Here is a 17490-nt window from a genome sequence, read left to right as displayed (position 1 = left end):
ACGATGAAGGACAGCGCCACAGCCGCTCAGCGGACGCCACCAACACAGCGCACCACGCGCGACCTGGCCCGGGCCGCCGTCTCGGGCTGGCTCGGCACGGCCATGGAGTTCATGGACTTCCAGCTCTACTCGCTGGCCGCCACCATCGTCTTCGACAAGATCTTCTTCCCGGACGTCAGTCCGGCCATCGGGCTGATCGCCGCGATGGCCACGTACGGCGTCGGATACGTCGCCCGGCTCGCCGGAGCCGTCTACTTCGGGCGGATGGGCGACCGGATCGGCCGCAAAAAGGTCCTGTACCTCACCATCCTGCTGATGGGGGCCTCCACCACCCTCATCGGCGCCCTGCCCACGTACGCCACCATCGGCATCCTCGCGCCGGTGCTTCTCGTCGCGCTGCGACTGGTGCAGGGCTTCGGCGCGGGGGCCGAGATCGCCGGGGCGACCGTGCTGCTGGCCGAGTACGCCCCCGTCCGGCGGCGCGGCCTGATCTCCTCGCTGGTGTCGCTCGGTACCAACTCCGGGACGCTCGCCGCCTCCGGCCTGTGGGCCGTTCTGCTCGCCGTGCTCAGCGAGGACCAACTGCTGTCCTGGGGCTGGCGGTTGCCCTTCCTGCTGAGCTTCGCGCTGATGCTCTTCGCGGTCTGGCTGCGCCGCGGCCTCAAGGAGAGCCCTGTCTTCGAGAAGCGCCCCGACGTGGTGGACGGTGTGGCGCTGGCCCGTGACGAGGTGGAGTCCGCGATCGCCACGGCCGACGAGCGCGAGGGCGACGTCCTGGCAGCCGGTATCCACCAGCGCAAGGGCAAGGCGTTCTTCCTCGCGCTGGGGCTGCGTTTCGGCCAGGCGGGCAACTCCGGGCTGGTCCAGACGTTCCTCGTCGGCTACATCGCCACCCATCTGGCGGTCGGCCGGTCCGTGCCGACGGACGCGATCGTGTACGGCTCGCTGCTGGGCTTCGCCACCGTGCCGCTGGCCGGCCTGCTCGGCGACCGCTTCGGGCGCCGCCCGGTCTACCTCACGCTCACGCTGCTGACCGCCGTCCTCGCCTTCCCGGTGATGCTGCTGATCACCTCCGGCTCGACACCGGGCGTGATGCTCGGCATGGTCCTCGGCCTGAACGTCGGTGTCCTCGGCCTGTTCTCGCTGGAGAGCGTCGCGATGGCCGAACTCTTCGGCTCCCGCACCCGGTTCACCCAGCTCGCGCTCGCCAAGGAGATCGGCGGGATCCTCGCCACCGCGATCGGCCCGGTCCTCGCGGCCACGCTCACGGCCGTCACCGGCAGCTGGTGGCCCATCGCGGCGATGCTCGTCGTCTACTCGCTCATCACCTTCGTCAGCGCGTTCCTCGCGCCCGAGACACGCGGACGGGATCTCGTCCGGCTGGAGGACGCCGTATGAGGACGGACACCCGCATGCGGGCGGTCGTCGTGCACGGTCCCGGCGACGTACGCATCGACGAGCGGGCCCTTCCCGTGCCCGGTCCGGGCGAGGTGCTGCTGGCGATGGAGTGGGGCGGGATCTGCGGATCCGACATCGCGTACTGGCGAAAGGGCGCCTCCGGCACCGCCTCGCTCGCGCACCCGCTGGTCCTCGGACACGAGGTCGCAGGCCGGATCGCCGCGCTCGGCGACGGAATCACCGGCCTGAGCGAGGGGCAGCAGGTCACCGTCCATCCGGCCCAACCGGTCGGCGACGGCGCTCTTCCCGAGCGCATCGCCGGACGGACCAACCTCTACCCGGACGTCCGCTACTTCGGCTCGGCGGCCTTCGACCCGCACACCGACGGCGGATTCAGCGAGTACCGGGCGGTCCCCGCGACCCAGATCCGGCCGCTGCCGGACGGCGTCGACACCGAACAGGGGGCCCTCGCCGAACCGTTGGCCGTCGCGCTGCACGCCGTCGGCCGGGTCTCCGAGCTGCGCGGGCGAACGGTCCTGGTCAACGGCTGCGGACCGATCGGCTCCCTGGTCGTGGCCGCCGCCCGGCTCCGCCGCGCGGGCACGGTCGTCGCCGCCGACCTGGCGTCGTCCTCGCTCGCCGTCGCCCGCGCCATGGGCGCCGACGAGACCCGCGATCTCTCCGGCGGCGACCGGCTGCCCGAGGACGTGGACGTGGTCTTCGAAGCGTCCGGGGCCCCGGCCGCACTCGGGCCGGTCCTGCGGGCCACGGCGCGAGGAGGCACCCTCGTCCAGGTCGGCAACCTGCCCGGTACGGCCGTTCCCGCCGCCCTCGGCGACCTGGTGACCCGGGAGATCACCTGGATCGGCTCGTACCGCTTCGTCGAGGAGATCGACGACGCCCTGCGCGCACTGCGGGACGGCCTGGACGTGACACCTCTGATCACGCACCGCTTCCCGCTGGCACGGGCCGAGGAGGCACTCGCCGTCGCCGCCGACCCGGGAAGCGGGAGCAGCAAGGTCATGCTGCGCCTCGCGGCCGAGTCGTGACGCCCGGCGGGCCCGCGCGGCCCCGCTCGCCGCCCGCCCTGCGGAACAGCCGCACGTCATCGCGTACGTACTCCCGCACCGCCTGCCAGGAGAACCCCGTGCTCATGCCGCCTCCTCCCCCCGCCACCGACAGCCAGGAGCAGGCCGCCGACGTCGTCTGCGTCGGCGAGACGATGGCGGTCTTCAGCCCACCGGACGACCGCCCGCTCGCCGAGCAGCCCGCGCTCGGCATGGCCATCGGCGGTGCCGAGTCGAACGTCGCCTGCGGGCTGGCGGGACTCGGGCACCGCGCCGCCTGGCTGAGCCGCCTGGGCGACGATCCGTTCGCCCGTCGCATCCTGGCCGAACTCACCGCGCGCGGCGTGGACGTGAGCGCCGTCGAGACCGATCCGGAGCGTCCGACCGGCGTCTACTTCAAGGACTCGGGCCCGGGCCACACGCGCACGCACTACTACCGCCGAGGATCGGCCGCGACCGTGATGGGACCGGAGCTGGCACGGCAGCCCGCGCTCCGCCGGGCCCGTATCGTGCACCTGACGGGCATCGCGGCGGCGATCTCCGACAGCTGCGCCCGGCTGCTGGAGGCGCTGCTCGTCGGACGGGGCGGCCGTGCCGCAGGGGACCCGGTCGCCTCCTTCGACGTGAACCACCGCCCCGCCCTCTGGCGCGACGGCCGCGCGGACGCCGCGCGGAACCTGCTGGCGCTCGCCCGTGCCGCCGACATCGTGTTCGTCGGACGGGACGAGGCGGAGACGTTGTGGGGCATCGCGCGCCCCGACGACATCGCGAGCGCGCTCGACTCCGTGCCCGTCGTGGTGGTCAAGGACGCCGAGCACGGTGCTACCTCGTACGCCGACGGTGTCCGGACGTTCGTGCCCTCGCTGCCCACGAAGGTGGTCGAACCGGTCGGCGCGGGCGACGCGTTCGCGGCCGGTTACCTGGCCGGTGTGCTGGAGGACCGTGACGAACGCTCCCGGCTGCGCCTCGGCCACCTGTCAGCCGCCGCCGCGCTGCGCACCAGGGACGACGTTCCCGTCATGCCGCCCCGCACGGAGACGGACCGTTGCCTCGTCCTGGACGACGACGCCTGGACCGCCTTGGCACCGCGCTGAGTTCATCACGGAACGCCGCCGCGTCGAAGCCGACCGGAGGAGAATGTTCGTCGGCATCCTCCGCGCCGACCAACCGCACGTCAGCGGCCGGCGCGGATCAGCCCCGTCAGATAGCGCCACAGCGATGAGCGCTGCCGGACGGACGGGTCCGGCAGCACCGTCCCGGCCGGCTCCGATGCCGGGTCGTGCGCCGACGGTCGCTCGGGCACCGAGGCGAGTTCGTACCGTACGGGCAGCGAGCGCAGGCCCCGCATGAAGGGCGAGGAGCGCCACGGCAGTTGGTCGACGGGGAGCGCGAGGTCCAGATGGGAGAACCGCTCGAACAGGCGGCCCACACCCACCGCCGCGACCGTCGACGCGAGCTCGCGCGCCGGGCACTGGCGGGGCCCCGCGCCCCAGGCCAGGTGCGCCCGGGTGCTGACCGTGGTGCTCGACGCCACGTTGTCGGCGAAGAGCGGGTCGGCGTGCGCCGCGGCGGAGGAGACCCACACCGGGTCGCCCGCCCGGATCGTGTAGTTCCCGAGCGGGGTGTCCTTGGCCGCGAAGCGCGGTACGAAGTTCACCAGCGGCGGCTTTCGCATGACCACCCGGTTCATGGTCTCCCTGACCATCCCCGCGGACAGGCTGGCACGCGCGCCGCCGTCACCCGAGATGACCTCGACCACCGTGTTGGATATGAGGATGCCGACGTGGTCGGACGTCATGCCCAGCAGCATGAACAGCTCACGGGCCAGCTCCTCGAGGGAGAGTTCGGGGTGCGCGGCCAGCAGGTACGAGGGAAAGTCGTCCCCCGGCGTCTTGAGCTTCATCGCCGCCAGGTCCGCCAGTGTGGCCAGCAGCCGCTCCAGGGCGGGCTCCGCGTCCGGACCCGCGTCCAGCACCCGCCACATGTCCATCAGCGCGTCGTCGCCCTGTGAACCGGGGAAGCCGAGCAGATGGCTGGCCACCATCAGCGGCAGCGGCCGGGAGAACTGAGCGGACAGGTCCGCCAGGCCCGTACCGCCGGCCTGCCCCACCAAGGTGATCAGTTCGTCGGCGTAGGCGGTGACGGCCGTCTTCAGCCTCTTCGCCTGGGGGTGGCGCGGGTCCTGGAACGGCTTGAGGGCCACGTCCCACGCCGTCCGCAACGACCGGTATCCGGGACCGCCCTGGATCAGCACATGGTTGACCTCCAGGGACGGCCCGAGCGGCCAGTCGGCCGGCACACGGCCCTCCGAGCGGGCCCGCCAGTTCTCCAGCCCCTTCGGCCACCCGTCGTCGTCCTGGAGCACCTGGAGCGCCTCCCGGTAGCCCAGGACCAGCCAGGCCGGTACGCCCAGCAGGTCGACCGGCGCGACCGGGCCGTGCCGCTGCCTCAGCCGCTCGTAGACGAGCGAAGGACGCGTCTCGTAGTCCCGGGTCAGCAGCGGTTCAGGAGCCATCGCCTCCAACCGGGTGTCGTCCAGGTCCACGGATCCGCCGTCGCCCCACTGGGATTCCATCGTCTTGCCGCCCCTCCCGACACTCCCCGCACCGACGTACCAGTCGGTAACTGGAAACGGTGGGGACCCTACCCCAGGCCGCGTCCCCGGGCGAAGACGGGTGCACCAGGCCGCCCGGGCGCGCGATCACATGCGTCGCCGCGGGCACGGGGGGCGCGGGCGTGGCGTCCGTCACGGTGTCGAGCATTCCGGGTCGTCGACGATCACCACGTTTGCCGGAATGATCACAATGTCGTTCCGGTCCTCCGCCTGCTCGAACCGTGTGGCGACGTAGCCCCGCTCGCCGTCCCCGACACACGTCGCGGCGAGATTTCCGAAGCCGTCCGGGAAGTTGTGGACCTCGGCCGCCGTGTCCTCGCCCCGCTCGTCGTCGCGACTCCTGCGAACACCCCACAGGAAGACAGCGCGGCGGCCTCGTCCGGTTCCGCCGGAGGCCTCCTGGCATGGGTTCGATCATGGCAAGTGGCAGCAACCCGCCCGTCACGCCGGTCCGGCAGGCGCATACTGGTGACAATGAGAAAGTCACCCATGCCCAAGCGCCATCTGCCGACCAGCCCCTTCCAGGCCCCGGTCGCGCCAACTCCCAAGCATTTCACCGTAGGAAGCCGTGTCACACACGATGTGTACGGCCTCGGCCGGGTGACCGGCGTCGAGGAGGGGATCGCGGTTCTCGTCGATTTCGGTTCGGTACAGACACGGATCCTGAGTCCGTACAGCAAGCTGACCAATCTCTGAGATCTGCTGCGCCTGCGCCGGTCGAGGCGCAGCAGGCGGTCGCCCGCTTCCGGCATCGGAAGCGGTTCGTCCGCACCCCGCTCTGCTTGGCATGCCCACAATGAAGGCGAGACGTCTCATCAACACGACCCCGCTGTTCTCCGACCCGGAGCCGGCCCCCCTCCGGGCCACGACGGAATCACCGCCTCCGCAAAGGAATCCCTTCCAGGCCCCGGCCCTGAAGGAGGACACCTCCCAGGCCCCCGCCGCCTCGACCGCGGCCACGCCCCCCGGCACCCGGAAGCAACCACGCGGCCCCCGCAGTTCGTAGCTGTCCGCGAATCACCTGCCCGCAAGGAAGCACAAGCGGACCTTTCGGTCGGGATTGTCATGATTCGCAACCACCAACCTCCGCTGGGACAACCCTCAGCACAGCCGTGAGCACGCTCGGCCGGAGGGCCTCGGACCAATCCTGCGGACGAGGCGCGGCTTACGGTCCCCTCCGCCCCCCGACTTACCACGAAGATCTCCACGAGAACCGACCCTGTCTGCCACGCGTCCTGATCTACGGTGCCATCGGTGACCTGTGATGAGGGAGCGGCCCGTGGAGCAGGCAAGGACAGCGCTCGCCGAGCGAATTGCCGAGCGGAGAAGGGGCATCGGTGACCCTCGTGCGCTGGTCGGTGAGATGCGGCGCTCGGTCCTTCTGGTGCCGGTGGCCGGCGGAGGTCTCTGGTCGGCGCGGTCGGGCGGGGTGCGGTGGATCTGCGGGTTCACCGACGAGGCCGCGCTGGCCCGGTTCGCCCTGCGTCACTCATCCGGTGATCAGCCCATGGACTACGCGGCGCTGCTGGGCGCCCGCATCGTCGACGAGGTCGTGCCGTCCCTGGACGAGCCCGCCGGTCTCGCCGTCGACATCGCCACCGAGGACGGGTCGATGTTCTTCCCGCCGGTCGTCGGCGTCGTTCCGGACGGCGTCGCCGTCGACTCCGGCGAACCACAGGAGGGGCGCGGCCGTGGGCGGTGACGGGGCTGACCTGCAGTTCGACAAGGCGTCTGTCGCGAAGTTCACGCAGGGCGTGGGCGCGACCATCGACCAGCTCGGTGAACTCGGCGGCGCCACCGGTTCGGTGATGGGCAAGGGCTTCTCGGAGCTGTCGATGACCGGGATGGAGGCCGGGCACCACGGCCTCTCGGTCGACTTCGAGGACTTCTGCGAGCGCTGGGAGTGGGGTGTGCGAGCCCTGGTGAGCGACGCCAGCGCGCTCGCGAACCGCCTCGGCCTGGCGGCGGGCACCCAGTGGGAGCACGACCAGTACGTCGAGGGCTCACTGAAGGTGGGCGTCAACTCCGTGATGGGCGGCAACCCGCACGCCACCGAGGAGGAGATCACCCAGCAGGACTGGGGCGAGGTGTTCACGCCGGACGCCCTGAACCCCGACTGGAGCGCCGAGTCGTTCGATCAGGCCGGTCAGGAGATGGAGCAGACGTGGAAGGACACCGGCCGCACCGTCCTCACCGAGGGCCAGGGAGGAGAGCGGTCGGAGGTACTCAAAGACACGCTCGGCATCTCGGACGACCAGTGGAACCAGGCGCTGGACGACACCTTCGGCCCGTCGCCGGAGGAGCGCGCCCAGCAGGCGCGGCAGCAGGGTGAGTCCGGGGGGAACTGACGGTGGGTATCGGCGACTTCGTCAGTGACATCACGCCCGACTCGGTCGAGAACGCGGTCGAGGACGGCGTCGAGTGGGCCGGAAACCGGGTCGAGGACGCCGGGAACTGGACCGCCGACCGGCTGGACGACGTCGGCTGGGAGTCCGGTGCGGACTGGGTGCGCGAGCAGTCCCGTTCGGTCGCCAACCGGATGGGCGCCGAGGTCGACGAGATGGACCTCGGGCAGACCGAGGACAAGACCAAGCTGATCTACGGCAGCCCCGCCGAGCTCGACGCCACCGCCAAGAAACTCCGGGCCTTCCAGACGGCCTTCGACGACACCGGCGACGGACTCAAAGGCCTCGACTCCTCCCGGCTCAAGGGCGAGACGGCCGACGCGCTGCGCACCGCGGTGAGCACCCAGCCGCCCAAGTGGTACGCCGCCGCCGATGCCTGCGCGAAGGCGCTCGGCGCGCTCGACGCGTTCGCCGACACCGTCACCTGGGCGCAGGGGCAGGCGCAGACGGCGATCGACAAGTGGAAGGAGGGTGTCAAGGCGTCCGAGGACGCCGCCGACGCCCACCGCAAGAAGGTCGACGACTACAACTCCGCCGTCGACCGCTACAACGCCCAGCCCGCCGACAAGCGCAACCCGTCCTCGCTCCCTCCCAGGCCCGCGGCGACGTTCGACGACCCCGGCAAGAAGCTGATGCAGGAGGCCCAGGACATCCTCGCCGAGGCCCGCAAGCAGCGGAACTCGGCGGCGGAGACCGCGCGCACGGCGGTCCGCGCAGCCCGCGACATGGCCCCGGAGAAGCCGTCGTACGCCGACCAGTTGAGCGACGGGCTCCAGGAAGCGCAGATCATGGGCGACCACGTCGGCGGCGGCATCATCAAGGGCACGGCGGGGATCCTCAACTTCGTCCGCAGTGTCAACCCCATGGACCCGTACAACCTCACGCACCCGGCCGAGTACGCCACGTCCCTGAACAGCCTGGCCGCGGGGCTGGTGGTCGCCGCCAACGACCCCGTCGGCACCGGCACCCAGATGGTCAAGGACTTCATGAAGGACCCGGCCGAGGGCCTCGGCCGGCTGATTCCGGACCTCGCGCTGACCGCCGCCACCGGTGGCGGCGGCGCCGCGGTCAAGGGCGTACGCATCGCCGAGGACGCCGCCGACGCCGCACGGGCGCGCAAGCTGATCGACGACGACCCGGACGGCACCCACAACACCCCTGACGGCGACCGCAACCAGGGCGGCGACCCGGTGGACCTCGCCACGGGCCGGATGTACCTGCCCCAGACCGACCTCGAGATGCCCGGCATCCTGCCGTTGGTCTTCACCCGCCGCACCGAGTCCGGTTGCACGGTCGGCCGCTTCCTCGGACCCGCCTGGACCTCCACCGTCGACGAGCGTCTGCAGATCGACGCCATCGGTGTCGTCCACGTCACCGCCGAAGGGCTCCTGATCCCGTACCCGCACCCGGTCCCGGGTGCGCCCACCACGCCGGACTCGGGCAGGTCCCGCACCCTGCTGGCCCGCGACGCCGACGGCGACTACACGGTCACCGACCCCGACAGCGGACTCACCTTCCACTTCACCGCCCCGTCCGGCAGCGAACCGGGAGGCGACGGTACGGCCTGGCTGTCGGGCATCACCGAACGCAACGGCCACACGATCACCGTCGACCGCGGCGAGGACGGCCTGCCGCTGGCCCTCGTCCACTCGGCGGGCCACCAGGTGAACCTGTCCGTCACCGACGGCCTGGTCACCGCCCTGTCCCTGGCCGGGGCGGGCGAGGGCGGCGCGGATCTGCCCCTGATGAGCTACGGCTACCAGGACGGCGACCTCACCACGGTCACCAAGCCGTCAGGCGCCGGCACCACCTTCCTCTACGACGACCGCCGCCGCGTCATCGCCTGGATCGACTCCAACGGAAGCCGCTACGACTACGTCTACGACGACCGCGACCGCGTCGTGGCGGAGGGCGGCGAGGCCGGCCACGTCCAGATCACCCTGGCCTACACCGAACCCGACCCCGAGACGGGCCACCGCACCACCACGCTCACCACCGCCGACGGGCACGCGACCCGCCACGTGTTCGGCCCCGGCTGCCGTCTCCTGGCCGTCACCGACCCGCTCGGCCGCACCACCCGGTTCACCTACGACGCGCGCGGCAGCCTCCTGACCCGCACCGACCCGTTGGGCCTCACCACCGCGTTCTCCTACGACGAGGACGGTCGGGCCGTCTCCGCCATCCGCCCCGACGGAAGCGAACTGCGTACCGTGCGCGGCCCGTTCGGCCTGCCGGTGGAGGTCGTCGGGCCGGACGGCGCCCGCATGGTCCATGAGTTCGACGAACGCGGCAACCGCACGGCGGTCACCGACCAGGCCGGCTCCACCACCCGCTACACCTACGATCACGCAGGCCGGCTCACCTCGGTCACCGACGTCCTCGGGGCCACGACACGCGTGGTGTGCGACGCGGCAGGGCTGCCCGTGGAGGTGACCGACCCGGCCGGCGCCATCACCCGCACGGAGCGGGACGCCCTCGGCAGGCCGGTCCGCATCACCGATCCGGTGGGCGGCGTCACCTGCCTGGAGTGGCACGCCACGGGCAGCTCGCCCGGCGCACCGGTCCCGACGGCGCCACGGAGTCATGGACCTACGACGGCGAGGGCAACTGCCTCACCCACACCGACCCGGCCGGTGGCGTCTCCCGCTTCGAGTACACCCACTTCGACCTGCCGGTCGCCCGCACGCGGCCCGACGGCGCCCGCTACGAGTTCGAGCACGACGCCGAGCTGCGTCTCACCCGCGTCACCAACCCGCAAGGGATGACCTGGACCTACGAGTACGACGCCGCCGGCGACGTCGCCTCCGAGACCGACTTCGACGGCCGCACCCTCACCTACCGGGTGGACGCCGCGGGCCGGCTCGCCGCCCGTGTCGACACGCTCGGCGGGACCATCTCGTTCGAGCGTGACCAGCTCGGCCAGGCGGTCCGCAAGGACGTCGACGGCCGTGTGACGACCTACGTCTACGACAGGGCAGGACGCCTGCTGGAGGCGGCCGGACCGGACAGCGAACTCCGCTACCAGTACGACCGACGGGGGAACGTCAAGACGGAACTGGTGGACGGCCGTCCCGTCTCCTACTCCTACGACGCCCTGGGCCGCCGCAGGAAGCGCACCACGCCCACCGGTCATGTCACCTCCTACGCCTACGGTGCCGACGGACGACCCCAGCGCCTGACCAGCGGCGGTCACCGGATCGACTTCACCCACGACGCCGCCGGCCGCGAGCTCGCCCGCGTCTTCGGCGACGCGATCACCATGTCCTCCGCCTGGGACGAGGCCGGACGGCTCTCCACGCAGCACATCACCGCCGGAGCACGCGCCGTCAACAGCCGCGCCTACACCTACCGCGCGGACGGACACCTGATCTCGGTCGCGGACCGGCTGTCGGGCACCCGCGCCTTCGATCTCGACCGGGCGGGCCGCGTCACCGCCGTCCACGCCCAGGGCTGGACGGAGCGCTACGCCTACGACGACGCCGGCAACCAGACCTCCGCGTCCTGGCCGTCCCGCCACCCCGGCAGCGAGGCCACCGGACCGCGCGCCTACACCGGCACCACCATCACCCGGGCCGGAGACGTCCGCTTCGAACACGACGCCCTCGGCCGGGTCGTCCTGCGCCAGAAGACCCGCCTCTCCCGCAAGCCCGACACCTGGCGCTACGAGTGGGACACGGAGAACCGCCTCACCTCCGTCACCACCCCCGACGGGACACGGTGGAGGTACCGCTACGACCCCCTGGGCCGCCGCAGCGCGAAACAGCGCCTGGCGGCCGACGGCGAGAGCGTGGTGGAGGAGATCCGCTTCACCTGGGACGGCCTCACTCTGTGCGAACAGACCAGCCACCGGCCGGACGTCCCGAACACGGTCGCCCTCACCTGGGACCACCGGGATGTCGTCCCCCTGGCCCAGACCGAGCGCATCCTCACGGCCGACGACCGCCAGGAGGAGATCGACCGGCGGTTCTTCGCCATCGCCACCGACCTGGTCGGCACGCCGACCGAGCTCATCGACGAGACGGGCGACATCGCCTGGCGCACCCGGAGCACGCTCTGGGGCACCACGGCCTGGTCCCGGGACAGCAGCGCGTACACCCCACTGCGTTTCCCCGGCCAGTACTACGACCCCGAGACCGGCCTCCACTACAACTACTTCCGCCACTACGACCCCGAGACCGGCCGCTACACCTCACCGGACCCGCTGGGCCTGGCTCCCTCGCCGAATCCGGTCGGGTACGTGGACAACCCGTACAGCGCGTGCGACCCGCTGGGCCTGATGCCCAAGTACACGAAGGAGGAGAAGGCCAGGAAGCGGGTCGACAAGATCGTGGACGGGGTCATCGAGAGGGCACAGGACGGCGGGTTCAGGAGGCACACCGACTACCACGGGGACTCGATGCACGGTATGAGCGACGAACGGGTTCTGGAGATCCTGAAGAACCCGGACGCGGTGTACCAATCGACGGGTACGTCCGGAAGACTGATGTTCCGGCAGGGCGAGGACATCGTCGTGACCGATGGGCCCGGCAGCACCCAGGGCCAGGCCGTCACGGCGTACGGACCCTCGGGCATCAAGGGCGAATCCGGGGCGGAGGCGCTCGGCGGCAAACCCACGGACCCCGGTGCACCGGTGACCCACGAGGACATCGTGGAGGGCAGGATTCCTGCCAAGGGTGGCTATATGGCTCCAGCGACGCAGATCAGATGAGGCAAGAATGACCATGAAGCTGACGTTCGATGGCGGCTGGCGCGCGACGGTGACGGACGATCCGCTGCACATCGCCCCCCGCTTCGGCCACTCCGTGGACATCGCGCCCTTCGCGAACGTGATGGAGCGTGAGCGGTTCCTCGCGGACACCTTCGGCAGCCGGGACTGGCTGTGGGACGCGCCTGACATCCTCCGGTTCGACAAGGCCGGCCGAGAGCTGGTCGGGGCAGAGTTCCACTGGCCGGAAGAGTCCGCCTCCGCCGAGGAAGTCGCCCGCCTTCCCCTCACGCCCGCGGTACGCCCGGGCGGGCTCCGTGCCGATGAGGCCCGGGACTTCCGGCATGAGAGGTGCACGGTGCTGTGCCGCGCCCCCGGGGACACCGTGCTGACCTGTCTACGCGACCTCGACGTCCTCCACAAGCCATTGGACGCCCGCATCGGCATCGCTCCCGACGTGGCACTCCTCGTCCAGCACGGCACCGTCGTCGGCTGGAGCCTCACCGACCCCGCGCGCTACCTGACCACGGCGTACACCGACCCCGACCCCAACCCACCCTCCCTGCCCACCCGTCGACTACTCACCGAATGCCTGGACCTCATCACCACGCCGGTGGTCGACGACGTGGTGGACGGCGAACCGGCCGCCCTGGCCCGCCTCCGGGCCGCTGACAAGGCCCTGCGCGAGCAGCGCGAGGACCGGCACCGGGCCGACGCCCTGCTCGAGCTGATCGCCACCTACGTGGAGGACTACGGGAACTGGTGAACGAGGACGAAGACCAAGGAACTGGGCGGCGGGCCTGGGTGCGGTGCGGTCTCGTTGACACTTTCGGCAGCCAGGAGCGGCTGGGGGGACGATCCCGACGAACTCCGGTTCGATCAGGCCGACCGGGAACTGGTCGGCGCCGGGTTCCGATTGCCCTATGAGTCCGCCTCTGCCGAGGGCTGTGCCCGCGTTCCTGCCACACCCCCTGTCCAGCCGGGCGGTCTTCGCGCGGACGAGACCCGGGACTTCCGCCTGGAGGTGACCACGGAGCTGTGCCGCGCCCCCGGGGACACCGTACTGACCTGCCTGCGCGACCTCGACGTCCTGGACGAACCGCTGGAGGCCCGCATCGGCATCGCCCCTGACGTGGCACTCCTCATCCAGCACGACACCATCGTCGGCTGGAGCCTCACCGACCCTGCCCGGTACTTGACCACAGGGTTCGCCGCCCCCGACCCCAACCCGCTGAAGAATCGGAACCCGGCCACCCTGGGCCGCCTCCGTGCACTCGACAGGGCCCTTCGCAACCAGCACGAGGACCGGCACCGCGCCGACGCCCTGCTCGCGCTCATCGGCAAGCTGGTCGAGGACTACGCCGACCGGCCGGCCGGGCAGAAGCCGTGAACCAGCTGGCCGTCCGCCTGATCGAGGACCACGAGAAATGTGATCCTGATCAGCCGAGGAAGGTGAGGCGTACCTTCCGCTCGGGGTTGTCCTTGTTGGTGTCCACGAGACACACCGACTGCCAAGTCCCCAGCTCCAGCCTCCCGCCGATGACCGGAAGCGTGGCGTGGGGTGGGACGATCGCCGGGAGGACGTGGTCGCGGCCGTGGCCGGGACTGCCGTGGCGGTGCTGCCAGCGGTCGTCGGCGGGGAGGAGGGTGTGCAGGGCGGCGAGGAGGTCGTCGTCGCTGCCCGCACCCGTTTCGATGATCGCGATGCCGGCCGTGGCATGCGGTACGAAGATGTTCAGGAGGCCGTCGCGCCCGGCGGCCGCCTCCCGCAGGAAGGCCTCGCAGTCGCCGGTGAGGTCGGCGATACGTTCCGCGGAACCGGTGGCCACGTTCAGGACTCGGGTGGTGAAAGCGTCTGACATGCTTCCATCCTGACCCACGCGCCGCCCTTCACACGCGATCCTTTCGCCCGGCGCCTGATACGAGGGTTCCACTCCGCGAGACGCCATTGACCATGGCCTCGCCATCTGGCTACGTTCGGGCTCATGTTGCGTTCAGCCCTGCTCACCACGCGCGGTCACATCGACCTGCTGCGGGTGGCCTCCGCCGCGTGTCGTCGCGGCCGCTGACGCCCTCTCACCTTCCTCCCGCCTGCTCTCGCGCCGTCGTACCCGCACGTCTGACTCATCCCTGAGCTGAGACGCGGCGGCGCCCAGGCGTTTCTCCTCACCGGCCGCTCTCCTGCCCGTGGAGCACTCATGAGCATCAGCCATGCCCCGCCTGGCTCTTCCGAACCCGATATTTCGGAAATATCCCAGCCTGCCGTCCGGTCGGCGCCCGGCCTCGAACCCCTCGTCCCCACCTCCTCCCGCCGCACCCGCGTCCCTCGCTGGCTGCGCCGCACCACCGGCCCGCTCCTGCTGCTGGCGTTGTGGCAACTCCTCAGCAGCACCGGCGCGTTGACCCCCGACGTGCTCGCCTCACCGGGCCGGATCGCCGAGGTCGGCCGGGATCTGATCGCCGACGGTTCGCTGCCCTCCGCCATGGGCACCTCGCTGCAGCGCGTGGCGGCCGGACTGCTGCTCGGCACCGTCGTCGGCACCGGACTCGCCCTCGTCTCGGGCCTGTTCCGGATCGGCGAGGACCTCGTGGACGCTCCCGTCCAGATGCTGCGGACCGTGCCCTTCGTGGGACTCATCCCGCTGTTCATCATCTGGTTCGGCATCGGTGAGGCCCCCAAGGTCGCCATCATCACGCTCGGCGTGACCTTCCCGCTCTACCTCAACGTGTACGCCGGCATCCGCGGCGTGGACGCCCAGCTGATCGAGGCCGGAGAGTCCCTCGGGCTCTCGCGGTGGGGGCTGGTACGGCACGTCGTCCTGCCGGGTGCGTTGCCCGGCGCGATGACCGGCCTCAGGTACTCCCTGGGCATCGCCTGGCTCGCGCTCGTCTTCGCCGAGCAGGTCAACGCGGACTCGGGCATCGGGTTCCTCATGGTCCAGGCGCGGGACTTCCTGCGGACCGACGTGATCGTGGTCTGCCTGATCGTCTACGCCTTCCTCGGCCTGCTGGCCGACTTCGTCGTCCGCTCTCTCGAAAGGCTGCTGCTGCAATGGCGACCGACGTTCACCGGCCGGTGAGCACCACACCGTCGGCCGTGCGGGTCGAGGGGCTGACCCGCTCCTTCGACGGCCGTGCCGTCATCGACGATCTTCAACTGGACGTCCGCCCGGGCGAGTTCGTCGCCCTGCTCGGCCGCAGCGGCTGCGGCAAGTCCACCCTGCTGCGCATCCTGGCCGGCCTCGACCGGGACATCGAGGGCACCGTCCTCGTGCCCCGCCGCAAGGCCGTCGCCTTCCAGGCACCGCGGCTGATGCCGTGGAAGAAGGTGTGGCGCAACGTGCTGCTCGGACTGCCGGGCAAGCCCGAGCGCACCGTCGCCGAGCGGGCCCTGAAAGAGGTCGGCCTGGACCACCGCTCCGACGCCTGGACGAGTTCCTGTCGGTCGTCCGAGGCGTGTGGCGCGGTGAGCCGTACGACTTCCACGGCACCCACTACCAGGTCGAGGGCGGACTGACCGCGCTGCCGCCGGACCCGGTGCCGCAGCTGTTCTTCGGCGGCTCGTCGGCGGCTGCCGGGCCGGTCGCGGCCCGGCACGCGGATGTGTATCTGACCTGGGGCGAGCCTCCCGCGCAGGTGAAGGAGAAGATCGACTGGATCCGGTCGCTCGCCGAGCGGGAGGGCCGCACGGTCCGCTTCGGGATCCGGTTGCACACGATCTCGCGCGACTCGTCGGCCGAGGCGTGGGCGACCGCGCACCGGCTGCTCGACGACCTCGACGCGGACACCGTCGCGGCCGCGCAGGCGGCGCTCGGGCGGAGCGAGTCGGTGGGCCAGCGGCGCATGCTGGCTCTGCACGGCGGCTCCCGCGACGAGCTGGAGATCTATCCGAACCTGTGGGCGGGCGTCGGTCTCGTCCGTGGCGGCGCGGGCACCGCCCTCGTGGGCAGCCATGCCGAGGTCGCCGACCGGATCGAGGAGTACCACGCGCTGGGCGTCGAGCATTTCGTGCTCTCCGGGTATCCGCACCTGGAGGAGGCGTACTGGTTCGGGGAGGGCGTGATCCCCGAGCTGGCGGCCCGCGGGCTGGTCGAGAAGGCGACGACCGGTGCGCCGATCCTCGTGGCCGGCGGGCGTTGACCGCTCGGGAAGATCCACGCACCCGGTGCGGTTAGTAGAAACATGAACAACATCCAGGTAGTCGTCATAGGCGCCGGCCAGGCGGGTCTGGCCGGCGCCTATCACCTGCGCCGCACCGGCTTCGAGCCGGAACGCGACTTCGTCGTGCTCGACCACTCCCCCGGCCCCGGCGGCGCCTGGCAGTACCGGTGGCCGTCGTTGAGGTACGGCAAGGTGCACGGCATGCACGCGCTGCCCGGCCTGGAACTCACGGACGCCGATCCGACGCGGCCGTCCTCGGAGGTCATCACCGAGTACTTCGACACCTACGAGCGCACCTTCGACCTGCGGGTACGGCGACCCGTCGATGTAAATGCCGTGCGCGAGGGGCCCGGCGGGCGGCTGCTGGTCGAGACCTCGGCCGGGGACTGGTCGACGCGGGCGCTGATCAACGCGACCGGCACCTGGGACCGGCCGTTCTGGCCGCGCTACCCCGGCCAGGAGGCCTTCAGAGGACGGCAGTTGCACACCGCGCAGTACCCGGGGCCCGAGGAGTTCGCCGGGCAGCGGGTCGTCGTGGTGGGCGGGGGCGCGTCCGGTACCCAGCACCTGCTGGAGATCGCCCCTTACGCGGCGGCCACCACGTGGGTGACCCGGCGGCCGCCCGTCTTCCGCGAGGGCTCCTTCGACGAGAACGCGGGCCGCGCGGCGGTCGCGCTCGTCGAGGAGCGGGTACGGCAGGGCCTGCCGCCGAAGAGCGTCGTCTCGGTGACGGGGCTGCCGCTCAACGACGCGATCCGGCAGGGGCTCAAGGACGGTGTCCTGGAACGGCTGCCGATGTTCGACCGGATCACACCCGACGGGGTGGAGTGGCGGGACGGGCGGCGCGTGGACGCCGACGTCATCCTGTGGGCGACCGGGTTCCGGGCCGCCATCGACCACCTGGCACCGCTCAGGCTGCGCGAGCCCGGCGGCGGCATCCGCGTCGACGGCACCCGCGCGGTCGCCGACCCCCGGATCCACCTCGTGGGCTACGGCCCGTCGGCGAGCACCATCGGCGCCAACCGGGCGGGGCGTGCGGCCGTACGCGACATCAGGAGGCTGCTGGCCGAGGAGGCGGTCGCCGCGTGATGTCCCCTCCCGGCCTGACCGCGACGCGAGGCGCACGGCACCGCGCGCCCC

The 17490-nt window shown here is 71.3% G+C and carries 14 protein-coding genes and 3 pseudogenes; 14 read left to right on the top strand and 3 right to left on the bottom strand.

All coding sequences use genetic code 11. The features are described 5' to 3' along the window. The first annotated feature begins 3 nt into the window (after nt 1–3). Both ABT063_RS34835 and ABT063_RS34830 read left to right on the top strand, forming a co-directional pair. Nucleotides 4–1398 carry an MFS transporter gene (locus ABT063_RS34835; protein WP_351064039.1) on the top strand — a complete coding sequence of 465 codons (1395 nt, stop codon included), beginning with the start codon at nt 4–6 and terminating at the stop codon, nt 1396–1398. Continuing rightward, nucleotides 1395–2447, top strand: a complete 1053-nt coding sequence (locus ABT063_RS34830) for an L-idonate 5-dehydrogenase (RefSeq protein WP_351064036.1) — start codon at nt 1395–1397, stop codon at nt 2445–2447. The genes ABT063_RS34835 and ABT063_RS34830 overlap by 4 nt, the downstream gene beginning before the upstream one ends. Here the strand turns inward: ABT063_RS34830 and ABT063_RS34825 are convergent. Further along, nucleotides 2419–2553 (bottom strand): hypothetical protein, encoded by a 135-nt coding sequence (locus ABT063_RS34825; RefSeq protein WP_351064035.1) that lies wholly within the window; start codon nt 2551–2553, stop codon nt 2419–2421. The genes ABT063_RS34830 and ABT063_RS34825 overlap by 29 nt on opposite strands. Between ABT063_RS34825 and ABT063_RS34820 the strand changes: the two genes are divergently transcribed. Then, nucleotides 2552–3559 (top strand): sugar kinase, encoded by a 1008-nt coding sequence (locus ABT063_RS34820; protein WP_351064033.1) that lies wholly within the window; start codon nt 2552–2554, stop codon nt 3557–3559. The two genes, ABT063_RS34825 and ABT063_RS34820, sit on opposite strands and share 2 nt — an antisense overlap. 80 nt (nt 3560–3639) lie before the next feature. Here the strand turns inward: ABT063_RS34820 and ABT063_RS34815 are convergent, their stop codons facing one another. Then, a complete protein-coding gene (locus ABT063_RS34815) occupies nt 3640–5040 on the bottom strand; it encodes a cytochrome P450 (RefSeq protein WP_351064031.1) in 1401 nt (466 codons plus the stop codon). Nucleotides 5041–5553: 513 nt separating this feature from the next. Between ABT063_RS34815 and ABT063_RS34810 the strand changes: the two genes are divergently transcribed. The 6 genes and pseudogenes from ABT063_RS34810 to ABT063_RS34785 all read left to right on the top strand — a co-directional run bounded on the left by ABT063_RS34810 (nt 5554) and on the right by ABT063_RS34785 (nt 13579). Then, nucleotides 5554–5775, top strand: coding sequence for a hypothetical protein (locus ABT063_RS34810; protein ID WP_502990939.1), 222 nt, complete (start codon nt 5554–5556; stop codon nt 5773–5775). A 583-nt stretch (nt 5776–6358) separates the two neighbouring features. Continuing rightward, nucleotides 6359–6781: a hypothetical protein gene (locus ABT063_RS34805; RefSeq protein ID WP_351064027.1), complete on the top strand. Its 423-nt coding sequence runs from the start codon at nt 6359–6361 to the stop codon at nt 6779–6781. Continuing rightward, the gene (locus tag ABT063_RS34800; protein ID WP_351064025.1) at nt 6771–7427 is read left to right on the top strand and encodes a hypothetical protein; all 657 of its coding nucleotides are present in this window, start codon (nt 6771–6773) and stop codon (nt 7425–7427) included. The genes ABT063_RS34805 and ABT063_RS34800 overlap by 11 nt, the downstream gene beginning before the upstream one ends. A gap of 2 nt (nt 7428–7429) precedes the next feature. After that, nucleotides 7430–12192, top strand: a pseudogene (locus ABT063_RS34795) (putative T7SS-secreted protein). 7 nt (nt 12193–12199) lie between these two features. Further along, nucleotides 12200–12955 (top strand): hypothetical protein, encoded by a 756-nt coding sequence (locus tag ABT063_RS34790; protein WP_351064023.1) that lies wholly within the window; start codon nt 12200–12202, stop codon nt 12953–12955. A gap of 54 nt (nt 12956–13009) precedes the next feature. Then, complete coding sequence (locus ABT063_RS34785; RefSeq protein ID WP_351064021.1) at nt 13010–13579, top strand: hypothetical protein; 570 nt, start codon at nt 13010–13012, stop codon at nt 13577–13579. Nucleotides 13580–13628: 49 nt separating this feature from the next. Here the strand turns inward: ABT063_RS34785 and ABT063_RS34780 are convergent, their stop codons facing one another. Then, nucleotides 13629–14051: a YjbQ family protein gene (locus tag ABT063_RS34780; RefSeq protein WP_351064020.1), complete on the bottom strand. Its 423-nt coding sequence runs from the start codon at nt 14049–14051 to the stop codon at nt 13629–13631. A gap of 123 nt (nt 14052–14174) precedes the next feature. On the opposite strand from ABT063_RS34780, the gene ABT063_RS34775 reads away from it, so the two are divergent. From ABT063_RS34775 to ABT063_RS34755, 5 genes and pseudogenes are all read left to right on the top strand, one after another. Further along, on the top strand, nt 14175–14258 hold the full coding sequence (locus ABT063_RS34775) for a putative leader peptide (RefSeq protein ID WP_313884353.1): 84 nt from the start codon (nt 14175–14177) through the stop codon (nt 14256–14258). Nucleotides 14259–14387: 129 nt separating this feature from the next. After that, a complete protein-coding gene (locus tag ABT063_RS34770) occupies nt 14388–15269 on the top strand; it encodes an ABC transporter permease (protein ID WP_351064019.1) in 882 nt (293 codons plus the stop codon). Then, nucleotides 15242–15646, top strand: a pseudogene (locus ABT063_RS34765) (ATP-binding cassette domain-containing protein); the annotation flags it as partial. The gene ABT063_RS34770 and the pseudogene ABT063_RS34765, both read left to right, overlap by 28 nt. Then, a pseudogene (locus ABT063_RS34760) lies at nt 15613–16329 on the top strand (LLM class flavin-dependent oxidoreductase); the annotation flags it as partial. The pseudogenes ABT063_RS34765 and ABT063_RS34760, both read left to right, overlap by 34 nt. 42 nt (nt 16330–16371) lie before the next feature. Further along, nucleotides 16372–17439 (top strand): NAD(P)-binding domain-containing protein, encoded by a 1068-nt coding sequence (locus tag ABT063_RS34755; protein WP_351064017.1) that lies wholly within the window; start codon nt 16372–16374, stop codon nt 17437–17439. The last annotated feature ends 51 nt before the right edge of the window (nt 17440–17490 follow it).

The organism is Streptomyces sp. NPDC002838 (assembly GCF_040295365.1).
Classification (GTDB): Bacteria; Actinomycetota; Actinomycetes; order Streptomycetales; family Streptomycetaceae; genus Streptomyces.
This window is presented reverse-complemented; position numbering and strand designations above follow the sequence as displayed.